Source organism: Streptococcus sp. A69 (genome assembly GCF_058556195.1).
Genome location: NZ_JBZUJU010000001.1, coordinates 761,016 through 771,685, shown reverse-complemented (window position 1 = coordinate 771,685; position 10,670 = coordinate 761,016). Strand labels below are relative to the sequence as shown.

General features: G+C 38.7%; 9 protein-coding genes and 10 tRNA genes. 17 read left to right on the top strand and 2 right to left on the bottom strand.

What is annotated here, in order from left to right; translation table 11 throughout:
* Window positions 1-15: 15 nt before the first annotated feature.
* The 12 genes from AC4ME5_RS04030 (at window position 16) to AC4ME5_RS03975 (ending at window position 1,740) form a co-directional block, all read left to right on the top strand.
* Window positions 16-89: transfer RNA gene (locus tag AC4ME5_RS04030), tRNA-Arg, on the top strand.
* A gap of 15 nt (window positions 90-104) precedes the next feature.
* A tRNA-Pro gene (locus AC4ME5_RS04025) sits at window positions 105-178 on the top strand.
* Between the two features lie 5 nt (window positions 179-183).
* Window positions 184-257, top strand: a tRNA-Met gene (locus tag AC4ME5_RS04020).
* Between the two features lie 13 nt (window positions 258-270).
* Window positions 271-344 (top strand) — tRNA-Ile (locus AC4ME5_RS04015).
* Window positions 345-355: 11 nt separating this feature from the next.
* A tRNA-Ser gene (locus AC4ME5_RS04010) sits at window positions 356-445 on the top strand.
* 11 nt (window positions 446-456) lie between these two features.
* A tRNA-Met gene (locus tag AC4ME5_RS04005) sits at window positions 457-530 on the top strand.
* Between the two features lie 3 nt (window positions 531-533).
* Window positions 534-606: transfer RNA gene (locus AC4ME5_RS04000), tRNA-Phe, on the top strand.
* 16 nt (window positions 607-622) lie between these two features.
* Window positions 623-693, top strand: a tRNA-Gly gene (locus AC4ME5_RS03995).
* 34 nt (window positions 694-727) lie between these two features.
* Window positions 728-801: transfer RNA gene (locus AC4ME5_RS03990), tRNA-Ile, on the top strand.
* A gap of 6 nt (window positions 802-807) precedes the next feature.
* A tRNA-Ser gene (locus tag AC4ME5_RS03985) sits at window positions 808-895 on the top strand.
* 141 nt (window positions 896-1,036) lie between these two features.
* Window positions 1,037-1,396, top strand: coding sequence for a hypothetical protein (locus tag AC4ME5_RS03980; protein ID WP_491800046.1), 360 nt, complete (start codon window positions 1,037-1,039; stop codon window positions 1,394-1,396).
* Window positions 1,397-1,527: 131 nt separating this feature from the next.
* Complete coding sequence (locus AC4ME5_RS03975) at window positions 1,528-1,740, top strand: hypothetical protein (protein ID WP_414344743.1); 213 nt, start codon at window positions 1,528-1,530, stop codon at window positions 1,738-1,740.
* Between the two features lie 102 nt (window positions 1,741-1,842).
* On the opposite strand, the gene birA is transcribed toward AC4ME5_RS03975, so the two are convergent.
* Both birA and AC4ME5_RS03965 read right to left on the bottom strand, forming a co-directional pair.
* Window positions 1,843-2,781, bottom strand: coding sequence for a bifunctional biotin--[acetyl-CoA-carboxylase] ligase/biotin operon repressor BirA (birA, locus tag AC4ME5_RS03970; protein ID WP_491800044.1), 939 nt, complete (start codon window positions 2,779-2,781; stop codon window positions 1,843-1,845).
* Window positions 2,778-3,638 carry an AraC family transcriptional regulator gene (locus tag AC4ME5_RS03965; RefSeq protein ID WP_491800042.1) on the bottom strand — a complete coding sequence of 287 codons (861 nt, stop codon included), beginning with the start codon at window positions 3,636-3,638 and terminating at the stop codon, window positions 2,778-2,780. Before AC4ME5_RS03965 ends, birA begins: the two co-directional genes overlap by 4 nt.
* 107 nt (window positions 3,639-3,745) lie before the next feature.
* Here AC4ME5_RS03965 and AC4ME5_RS03960 point away from each other — a divergent pair, with 107 nt between their 5' ends.
* The 5 genes from AC4ME5_RS03960 (at window position 3,746) to gtfA (ending at window position 10,662) form a co-directional block, all read left to right on the top strand.
* On the top strand, window positions 3,746-5,908 hold the full coding sequence (locus AC4ME5_RS03960) for an alpha-galactosidase (RefSeq protein WP_061588717.1): 2,163 nt from the start codon (window positions 3,746-3,748) through the stop codon (window positions 5,906-5,908).
* Window positions 5,909-5,940: 32 nt separating this feature from the next.
* On the top strand, window positions 5,941-7,191 hold the full coding sequence (locus AC4ME5_RS03955) for an extracellular solute-binding protein (RefSeq protein WP_061588707.1): 1,251 nt from the start codon (window positions 5,941-5,943) through the stop codon (window positions 7,189-7,191).
* Between the two features lie 18 nt (window positions 7,192-7,209).
* Complete coding sequence (locus AC4ME5_RS03950; RefSeq protein ID WP_061588706.1) at window positions 7,210-8,082, top strand: carbohydrate ABC transporter permease; 873 nt, start codon at window positions 7,210-7,212, stop codon at window positions 8,080-8,082.
* Window positions 8,083-8,098: 16 nt separating this feature from the next.
* A complete protein-coding gene (locus AC4ME5_RS03945; RefSeq protein WP_491800040.1) occupies window positions 8,099-8,932 on the top strand; it encodes a carbohydrate ABC transporter permease in 834 nt (277 codons plus the stop codon).
* A gap of 287 nt (window positions 8,933-9,219) precedes the next feature.
* Entirely contained in the window at window positions 9,220-10,662 is a 1,443-nt protein-coding gene (gene gtfA, locus AC4ME5_RS03940; RefSeq protein WP_084911488.1) for a sucrose phosphorylase, read from the top strand.
* The last annotated feature ends 8 nt before the right edge of the window (window positions 10,663-10,670 follow it).

The window sequence follows — 10,670 nt, the reverse complement described above, 5'->3', positions numbered from 1 at the left end:
GGCATATAATGATGAGCACCCTTAGCTCAACTGGATAGAGTACCTGACTACGAATCAGGCGGTTAGAGGTTCGACTCCTCTAGGGTGCATTTTTTTATTTAACGCGGGAAGTAGCTCAGCTTGGTAGAGTACTTGGTTTGGGACCAAGGTGTCGCAGGTTCGAATCCTGTCTTCCCGATTCATGGCGGTGTAGCTCAGCTGGCTAGAGCGTCCGGTTCATACCCGGGAGGTCGGGGGTTCGATCCCCTTCGCCGCTATATTGATCTTGTTGGACCTTTAGCTCAGCTGGTTAGAGCTCTCGGCTCATAACCGAGTGGTCGTAGGTTCAAGTCCTACAAGGTCCATTGTAAATAATGGAGGATTACCCAAGTCCGGCTGAAGGGAACGGTCTTGAAAACCGTCAGGCGTGTAAAAGCGTGCGTGGGTTCGAATCCCACATCCTCCTTTTTATATTAACGCGGGATGGAGCAGCTCGGTAGCTCGTCGGGCTCATAACCCGAAGGTCGTAGGTTCAAATCCTGCTCCCGCAATTTGGCTCGGTAGCTCAGTTGGTAGAGCAATGGATTGAAGCTCCATGTGTCGGCGGTTCGATTCCGTCTCGCGCCATATTTTGTTTTATTAAGCGGGTGTAGTTTAGTGGTAAAACTACAGCCTTCCAAGCTGTTGTCGCGAGTTCGATTCTCGTCACCCGCTTTGAACTTTGTTCAAATACCAAGTTTTTTAACTTGGGCGCGTAGCTCAGGTGGTTAGAGCGCACGCCTGATAAGCGTGAGGTCGGTGGTTCGAGTCCACTCGTGCCCATTAATAGGAGAATTACTCAAGAGGCTGAAGAGGACGGTTTGCTAAATCGTTAGGTCGGGTAACCGGCGCGGGGGTTCGAATCCCCCATTCTCCGTACTTAGAGAGCTAGTAAGCTCTTTTTTTGTGTGTATTTCTTTTAAAATAATAGTGAGTAAAAATTTTTAATATAGCAACAGCTTTGCTAGGTTTAGTGCTTTATTAGGAATAAAGATTTTGAGATATTAGGTGATTCTATATGAAAAATGGAATAAAATTTTATAGTATTTTTTATAGATTTATACTATTTATCTTTGTAGTATTTCTAACTGTGATTTCAATGATCTTAGATGCAAAAAAGGCGCAAATTCGTTTTTTTAACCTATCCTTGATTATCGGGCAAGGGGAGTTGAGGATTGTTACGGTTGCGGTTTTGCTCCTTACTTTTCTTTTATCTTTCATGTTCAAATGGAAGTGTTTAATCCATAAAACTGGGATTTATCTAAGAAAAATTGATTTATTTATAGCTTGGGATGAGATTAGAGGTCTTAGCCATGTCTGGATTAATGACTATCATCGTGGACCTCATGGTTTTTTTTCTATAATCGTAAGACGATAGTTATTTATAGGAAAAATTATCAACCGATTTGCCTTTATAATATTTCAATATTGGCCTTATATGTTGCCAAATGTTATCATCCAAAATTGAAAACCAATATAGTCTCAGCAACGTTAGCAAGTCTCTTCAATATGGCTTTAAATGCATGGTTCTTGTACGAGATGTTGAGTAAAAATTTGGTGAATATAAAAGCTGAAGTATTTATGTTTTGGCTACTTTTGTATGCTGTTAAAGTTTTTGCGTTGCCAGGAATTATACTTGGATACGAAAATCACCACAATGGGGTTTCATTGGCACATAGCACGGCATATAAAAAGAATGCCTCGAAAGCTGTTCACCTGTAAAGTGTTGATGGGAAGCCAGCTATTTATATATCAGTTGCTTTCTACATTCAAAAAGCACTATATGTTGTTAGTTGAGGTTCTAGATACCATATAGTGCTGTTATTAAGTCCAGCTAGTGAGTGAGATTTCACCACTATGGAGCCAGATTTCTGTCTGGTCATCAAGCTGAATAAGGAGTTGTCCTTTGTCGGAGATGTCCTTGGCGACTCCTTTTTTTTTAGTCTGATCTTGGATAAAACTGACCTCTCTTCCTAGAACAAGAGAGTGTTCTTTATAAAGGTAGAGTAGTTCTTCGGGTGCTGTTTGGTAGAAACAACGCCAAATTTCTGAGATTAGTTCGTTTCGTGTGATAGGTGCAGGTGGCATAAATAGTCTACCTGCTTTTTCTTTTAGGTCTTCTGGGAAGTCTTCTATAGCAAAGTTTATTCCAAGTCCGATAATGACATCTGTAACCAAGCCTGTCTCAACTGATGTCATTGCTTCGGTGAGGATACCTGCTATTTTTTTATTTTTAAAGTAGATGTCATTTACCCATTTGATATCTACTTCTATCATAGTTAGGTTTTTAATGGCTTTGTAGACTGCAGCAGCTACAAGGAGAGTATAGGATGGGAGCTTTTCGTAGTGAAGGTTTGGTTGAATATGCAGGGACATATAGATGCCTCCCTGAGATGGGGAATAGTAGGGACGTTGAAAGCGTCCACGACCTGCTGTTTGACAGGTTGAAAGATAGAGTGTATTTCCTTTGTTTCCAGCTTCAATTCCTTCTTTTGCATCTGTTTGGGTTGATTTGGTCTCAGGTTTGTAGTGAACGATTAAGTTGGTTTTCTCTTGAATCAATTCAGGCAATATCAAATCGCCTTGAATAAGCTTGTAGCCTCTATTTTTGATACTGTCAATTTCTAGGCCTACTTGTTGAAGACGTTGGATCGCTTTCCATATGGATGTACGGCTTAAATTCAGTTCTTCTCCGATTTTTTCTCCGCTAACATAATCGTTTTCTCTAGCTAATATTTGGTAGACTAGTTGGTGGGATTTCATTGTTTTTCCTTTCTAGCTGAGAGGGAATGAGAGTATTCTTTTCGAGTTTGACTAGGTGTTTTATGAAAAAACTGCTTGTAGGCTTTTGAGAAATGTAGTGGATCTGAAAAACCCACAGAATACGCAATGACTTTTATCGTTTCATTGGTGTGTTCTAGTAACTGTTGCGCACGCTTCATTCGAACGAAAAGTAAATACTCTTTTGGAGAGAGTTGGTGAAATTCTTTAAACACACTAGTTAAGTAACTTCTATGAACCGATAGCTCTTTAGCTAAATCTTGAATGGTGAGCGATCGTGGATAGTGACTATCAATTAATCGTTTGCAGTCAAGATAGAGCTGGTGGGTTGATGAAATATTCTCTTTTTTCTGATTGGGAGCAATCGTTCCTAGATGAAACATTAGTTCATGGAGTTGTCCCATGATGTGGAGTTGAGCCAATTCATTTGATTTTGTTATCTGAGCGAAGCGGACAATATCTGAGATGAGTTTTGCAGTTGTCTGTGTATGACAGTTATTTGACTGGATGAGGTAGGATTGGTCAGAAATTTGAGATAGAGCAAAGTAGTCAGGTGCCCTCCCTCCAGTGATCCCCAACCAGTAGTAAGCCCAAGGATCCTGGCTATCTGCTTGATAGAATGTTAATTCATCTGGTTTTAGTAAAAAGAAATCTCCTGTCTTTAAATCAACAATTTTCCCCTTATAATGGAACTGACCTTTTCCTTTAGTAATGTAATGGAGTACATAGGTATCTCGAATAGCTGGGCCAAAAGAGTAGTTAGGCGTGCATTCTTCATAACCATAGAAGCTAAGAGAAAGATCAATTGTTCCAGTCTGGTATTCTGAAAAAACGAGCATGGGCCACCTCCTACCTAACATTTTACCATACTTTAGAGACATTTTTCTATTTTAGAAAGCGCTTTTATTTGCTAAAATTTTATCAAGAAATGGATGAGGTACAATTTATGGGAATTCGGATAGAGAATAATCTATTTTACGTTGAGAGTAAAGGTTTAAGTTTGATTATTGAAAATAGGGATGGGTTCTTATTATTAAAACATTTAGGAAAGACTATTAAGAACTATAAAGGGGCTAATAGTGTTTACGAACGCGATCATGCTTTTTCTGGTAATCCCATAGCTACTAATCGAACCTTTAGTTTGGATACGCAACGTCAAATTTTTGGACAACATGGTTTGGGTGACTTTAGAAAACCAACTTTACAAGTTCAGCATGATGCAACTGAAGTAACAGACTTTCGATTTGTAGAAGCAAAGATTTTAAAAGGTCAGAATGGTCCACAGGGCTTACCTTCTCCTCACAGCATGGATGATACAGAGACTCTTGCATTGATTTTAGAAGATCCTCAAGCTAAAATTAGTCTGACTTTGTATTATACAGCTTTTGATAATGATGCGACAATTGCTAGTTACAGCAAATTGGAAAATAATAGTAATCAGGAAGTTGTCATTCATAAGGACTTTTCTTTTATGGCTGATGTTCCCGCTGTGGCTTACGAAATTGTAACTCTGCAGGGTGCTTATGCTCGTGAAAAGACTGTCCGGCGTCAACAGGTAGAACAAGGAATCTTTTCAATTAGTTCGAACCGTGGTGCTTCTGGTCATGCTCAAACACCAGCTCTTCTACTATGTGATCAAGGAGTCACAGAGGATGCTGGGAATGTGTTTGCTATTCAACTACTATATAGTGGAAACTTTGAAGCTTTTGTCCAAAAGAATCAACTGAATGAAGTTCGGGTGGCGATTGGGATTAATCCGGAAAACTTTTCTTGGAAGTTAGATCCTGAGGAAAACTTTGAAACACCGGTAGCTTTAGTGACCTATTCAGATAAGGGATTAACTGGTGTTAGCCATGAAAGCCAAAATTTTGTGCTTAAGCACATTATGCCAAGTAAATTTTCTAAAAAAGAACGTCCAATTCTTATCAATAACTGGGAAGCAACCTATTTTGACTTTCAGAGAGAAAAACTGTTAGAACTAGCTGATGAAGCTAAGAAAGTTGGAATTGAACTTTTTGTATTAGATGATGGGTGGTTTGGTAATCGCTTTGATGATAATCGGGCTTTAGGTGATTGGGTTGTTAATGAGAAAAAACTGGGTGGAAGTCTTGAAAGTCTGATTTCAGCTATCCATGAAAGAGATTTGCAGTTTGGACTTTGGTTGGAACCTGAGATGATTTCTGTTGACAGTGATTTGTACCGTAAACATCCTGACTGGGCTATTCAGGTTCCAAGATATGAGCATACTTACTCTCGGAATCAATTAGTACTTAATCTTGCCAATCCCCAGGTAGTAGGATATTTGAAAAATGTTTTAGATGAACTCCTCTCTCATCATAAAATTGACTACATCAAATGGGATATGAACCGCAATATCACTAATCTGGGGAATGGTTCAGCCTACTTGGAAACCCAGATGCAGTCTCATCAGTATATGTTGGGGCTTTACGAACTCGTTTCTTATCTGACAGAGAAACACAGTCATATTCTCTTTGAGTCTTGCTCTGGTGGTGGTGGACGAAATGATCTTGGTATGATGCGCTATTTCGCACAAGTTTGGGCTAGTGATAATACTGATGCCATTGCACGTTTACCAATTCAATACGGTTCATCCTATCTCTATCCAACCATTTCTATGGGGGCTCATGTGTCAGCAGTACCAAATCATCAGATGGGACGAATGACACCATTGGAAACTCGTGGTCATGTAGCAATGATGGGAAATCTGGGTTATGAGCTTGATTTGACAAGTTTATCAGATGAAGAGAAAGCTGAGATTGCTAATCAGGTGAACTTGTATAAAGAATTGCGACCAGTAGTCCAGTTGGGAAATCAGCATAGGTTAATTAATCCCGATGCTGCATCCAACGAAGCAGCTGTACAATTTAACTATGGAAATCAAACGATCGTAACATACGTCCGAGTCCTTTCAGTTGTGGAAATAATAGAAACCACCTTGAAACTGAAAGACCTAGAGGAGGAAGGGCTTTATGAGTTGGAAGGGACAAACAATGTTTACTCGGGTGCAGAGCTCATGTATGCAGGTTTAACTGTTACCTTATCCCAAGGAGATTTTTTGAGTAGACAATATATTTTCAGAAGACTATAATAAAGGTGTAAATTTATAAAGGAGGCATTCCAATGAAATGGTATAAGAAAGCAGGTTTTCTTTTAGTAGCTGGGGCAAGTTTACTAGGCTTAGTGGCTTGTGGTCAGAACAATCAATCAGCTGATGGTAAGGTAACGATTGAGTTTTTTAACCAGAAGACCGAGATGGCGGATACCTTGCAAAGGATAGTGGATGATTTTGAGAAGGAACACCCTAATATTGATGTGAAGTTGACTACAGTACCTTCAGCTGGAATTGTTCTGAAGACTCGGATTTTATCAGGAGATGTTCCAGATATTATTAATATCTACCCTCAAAATATGGATTTTCAGGAGTGGGCGAAGTCAGGTTATTTTGCAGATATGACAGGAAAATCTTATCTTGAGAACATCAAGAATGACTATGCCGAAAAGTATGCAATCAATAACAAGGTTTATAGTGTGCCTTTAACGGCTAACCTTTATGGAATCTATTATAATAAAACAAAGTTTAAAGAATTAGGACTTGAGGAACCGAAGACTTTTAAAGAGTTTCAAGAGATTGTTAAGAAGATAAAAGATAGTGGGAATTCTCCATTTGCAGTTGCAGGCAATGAAGGCTGGACATTAAATGGTTACCACCAACTTTCTCTTATTACTATTACAGGTAGTGGAGATGCGGCTAATAGCTACCTTCGCTTTTCAAAACCAAATGCTATCTCTGCAGATGATGCTATTTTAAAAGCCGATGCAGAACGACTCGATTTATTGGCAGATAATGCTCAAGATGGTTGGCGTGGAGCCTCTTATAATGATGCAGTGGTAGCATTTTCGAGTGGAAAAGCCTGGATGATGCCACAAGGATCATGGGCATTAGCGGCAATTAATCAACAGGATCCAAAATTTGAGGTGGGGATGTTTGCCTTTCCAGGAGAAGAAGTAGGAAAAGAAGTTACTGTTGGTGCAGGGGACATGGCATTATCAACTTCAGCTACTACTAAACATCCGAAAGAAACCGAAGAATTTATCAGCTATATGACTAGTCCAAAAGCTATGCAGTCATACTATGATGTAGATGGATCACCAGTTGCGGTGAAAGGCATACAGGAAAAAGAAGATTCAGCGCTTGCAGATATTTCTAAACTGGCATTTACGGACAAACATTATGTTTGGTTGGGCCAACACTGGAATTCTGAAGAAGACTTTTTTAATCTAACTGCAGGTTACTTGATGGATAAAAATCTGAAAAATATGGCAAACAATCTCAATGCTTTCTTTAATCCAATGAAGGCAGATTTGGACTAGAATAGGAGTTAAGATGATATGGCTATTCGAAAATTTTTAAATAAATACTGGGGTTGGACATTTTTGCTTATCCCGCTTGCTTTACAAGCTATCTTCTTTTACTTTCCAATGGTACAAGGTGCTTTCTATAGTTTGACTAACTGGACTGGATTGACCTATAATTACAAATTTGTTGGTTTGAATAACTACAAATTGCTGATGATTGATGGGAAATTCTTCACAGCCATAGCCTTTACTTTGATTTTAACTCTGGCATTGATTGTTGGAGAGATTACAATTGGGATGGTTGTGGCACGAGCCTTAAATTCTAAGATGAAAGGACAGACCTTCTTTAGAGCTTGGTTCTTTTTCCCGGCTGTTTTGTCTGGTTTGACAGTTTCCTTGATTTTTAAACAATTTTTCAACTATGGTCTTCCAACGATTGGAAGAATTTTAGGGATTGGTTTTTTACAAGAGAGTCTATTGGGGACACCAGTCGGAGCGGTAGTGGCAACTATTTTTGTTCTTCTATGGCAAGGAGTAGCAATGCCAATCATTCTCTTTCTAGCTGGTCTTCAGAGTATTCCATCTGATATTTTAGAGGCTGCATCAATTGATGGTGCAACAAGCAAACAAACTTTTTGGAAAATTGAATTACCCTATTTGCTTCCAACGATTTCGATGGTTTTTATTCTGGCTCTTAAGTCTGGCCTGACTGCCTTTGACCAGATATTTGCCTTGACGAGTGGTGGTCCAAATAATGCTACAACGTCTCTTGGACTTTTAGTCTACAACTATGCTTTCAAGAGTAATCAATATGGATATGCGAATGCAATTGCCTTGATTTTATTCTTAATTATTGGAATTGTCTCTCTTATCCAAATCAAGCTATCAAAGAAATTTGAAATCTAATAGAGGAGTCCTACACATGAAAAAAGAAGAAAAATTGAATCAGTTTTGGAAATATGTCCTCTTGATAGTAGGTGGTATCCTTATACTTGTTCCTTTATTGGTAACAGTATTTAGTTCTTTCAAAATAACTAAGGATATCATGAATCATTTCTTTAGTTTGCCCAATCCTTTTACATTAAGCAATTATGAACGCTTGGTTTCGGATGGGATTGGAGGCTATTTCTGGAATTCAGCTGTTATTACGGTGTTATCATTGATTGTAGTAGCTTTCTTTATACCAGCTGCAGCTTACTCCATTGCTCGAAATATGTCCAAGAAAAAAGCCTTTGCAATTATGTATTCGCTCTTGATCTTAGGAATATTTGTTCCATTTCAGGTGATTATGATTCCCATCACAGTTATGATGAGTAAACTCGGCCTAGCAAATATGTGGGGGTTGGTATTACTCTATCTAACTTATGCAATTCCACAGACTCTCTTCTTATATGTTGGTTATATTAAAATCAGTGTACCAGATAGTTTGGATGAAGCTGCGGAAATTGATGGGGCTGATCGATTTACAACTTACCGTCGAATCATCTTTCCAATGCTGAAGCCCATGCATGCTACAACTTTGATTATTAATGCTCTCTGGTTCTGGAATGACTTTATGTTGCCACTCTTGATTCTGAATAAGGATTCCAAGATGTGGACTTTGCCTCTCTTCCAATACAACTACCAAGGTCAGTACTTCAATGACTATGGCCCAAGTTTTGCATCTTATATTGTGGGAATTGTAACGATAACCATTGTCTACCTCATCTTCCAAAAACATATCATTTCAGGAATGAGTAACGGGGCAGTGAAGTAACAAGATACAAAGCCCGTTAAAAGCTCACAGTGAAAATAGGGAATCTGAATAAGAAGCCTTGGCTTCTTGGAAGATTCATCTTTTTCACACAGAGCTTAGGGCGTGTTCAATTAAGATACAAAGGAACGGTTCAGCTTGTTGACAATTCTATGTAGAAAACAAGAAAGTCGTACTTAGTTGCTTGCAGTTTAGTACGAGTTCAATGTGAACAAAAATCTAAAAATATCTTTCATTTACGAAGCCAGGTCATATAAGACTTGGCTTTCATCAGAAAAAGGAGAACATCTATGACCATTCAAAATAAAACTATGTTGATTACTTACTCAGATAGTCTTGGAAATAATCTTAAAGACTTATATGAGAATTTGGAAGAGCATTTTGGTGATGCTATTGGAGGAGTTCACCTTCTACCATTTTTCCCATCAACAGGTGATCGTGGATTTGCGCCAGTTGACTATGATGAAGTGGATTCAGCTTTTGGTGATTGGGAGGACGTTAAGCGTTTAGGTGAGAAATATTATCTTATGTTTGACTTTATGATTAATCATATTTCTCGTCAATCTAAGTATTATAGGGACTATCAAGAAAAACATGAAGCCAGTGAATTTAAAGATCTCTTTTTAAACTGGGATAAGTTTTGGCCAGAGAACCGTCCGACACAGTCTGACGTAGATTTAATCTACAAGCGTAAGGATCGTGCACCAAAGCAAGAGATTGTTTTTGCAGATGGTTCAGTAGAACATTTGTGGAATACTTTTGGTGAGGAACAAATTGATCTTGATGTGACCAAAGAAGTAACGATGGCATTCATCCGTAAGACCATTCAGCACCTGGCAAGTAATGGTTGTGATTTGATTCGTCTAGATGCCTTTGCTTATGCAGTGAAGAAATTGGATACCAATGATTTCTTTGTGGAACCAGATATTTGGGATTTATTGGACAAAGTTCGAGATATCGCTGCTGAGTATGGGACAGAGCTCTTACCTGAGATTCATGAACACTATTCGATTCAGTTTAAAATAGCGGACCATGATTACTATGTTTACGATTTTGCCCTTCCAATGGTGACCCTTTATACTCTTTACAGTTCCAGAACAGAGCGCTTGGCTAAGTGGTTAAAGATGAGCCCGATGAAGCAATTTACGACACTAGATACTCATGATGGAATTGGAGTGGTGGATGTCAAAGATATCCTGACCGATGAGGAAGTTGACTATGCTTCAAATGAACTCTATAAGGTTGGAGCAAATGTCAAACGGAAGTACTCCAGTGCAGAGTATAACAATCTAGATATCTACCAAATCAATTCAACCTACTATTCTGCGCTTGGAGATGATGATGTCAAGTATTTCCTCGCTCGTTTGATTCAAGCTTTTGCTCCAGGCATTCCTCAGGTTTACTATGTGGGTCTATTAGCAGGAAAAAATGACTTGAAATTGTTAGAAGAAACCAAAGAAGGTCGAAATATTAATCGCCATTACTATAGCAACGAGGAAATAGCAGAAGAAGTTCAACGTCCTGTGGTGAAGTCTCTTCTCAATCTATTTTCTTTCCGTAATCAATCAGAGGCCTTTGACCTAGAAGGGACTATTGAGATAGAAACACCAACAGCTCACAGCATTGTAATCAAACGTCAAAATAAAGACAAGTCCGTAACAGCAGTAGCAGAAATTGATTTGCAAAGTCAGACCTATCAAGTATTGGAAAACGGCAGAAAAATTCAGTTCTAGTGCTATAT

Excerpts from the sequence above, each read along its gene's own strand:
- AC4ME5_RS03960 (WP_061588717.1), top strand. The coding sequence starts at position 3,746 with ATGGGAATTCGGATAGAGAATAATCTATTTTACGTTGAGAGTAAAGGT.
- AC4ME5_RS03980 (WP_491800046.1), top strand. The coding sequence starts at position 1,037 with ATGAAAAATGGAATAAAATTTTATAGTATTTTTTATAGATTTATACTA.
- gtfA (WP_084911488.1), top strand. The coding sequence starts at position 9,220 with ATGACCATTCAAAATAAAACTATGTTGATTACTTACTCAGATAGTCTT.
- AC4ME5_RS03945 (WP_491800040.1), top strand. The coding sequence starts at position 8,099 with ATGAAAAAAGAAGAAAAATTGAATCAGTTTTGGAAATATGTCCTCTTG.
- AC4ME5_RS03950 (WP_061588706.1), top strand. The coding sequence starts at position 7,210 with ATGGCTATTCGAAAATTTTTAAATAAATACTGGGGTTGGACATTTTTG.
- birA (WP_491800044.1), bottom strand. The coding sequence starts at position 2,781 with ATGAAATCCCACCAACTAGTCTACCAAATATTAGCTAGAGAAAACGAT.
- AC4ME5_RS03955 (WP_061588707.1), top strand. The coding sequence starts at position 5,941 with ATGAAATGGTATAAGAAAGCAGGTTTTCTTTTAGTAGCTGGGGCAAGT.
- AC4ME5_RS03965 (WP_491800042.1), bottom strand. The coding sequence starts at position 3,638 with ATGCTCGTTTTTTCAGAATACCAGACTGGAACAATTGATCTTTCTCTT.
- AC4ME5_RS03975 (WP_414344743.1), top strand. The coding sequence starts at position 1,528 with ATGGCTTTAAATGCATGGTTCTTGTACGAGATGTTGAGTAAAAATTTG.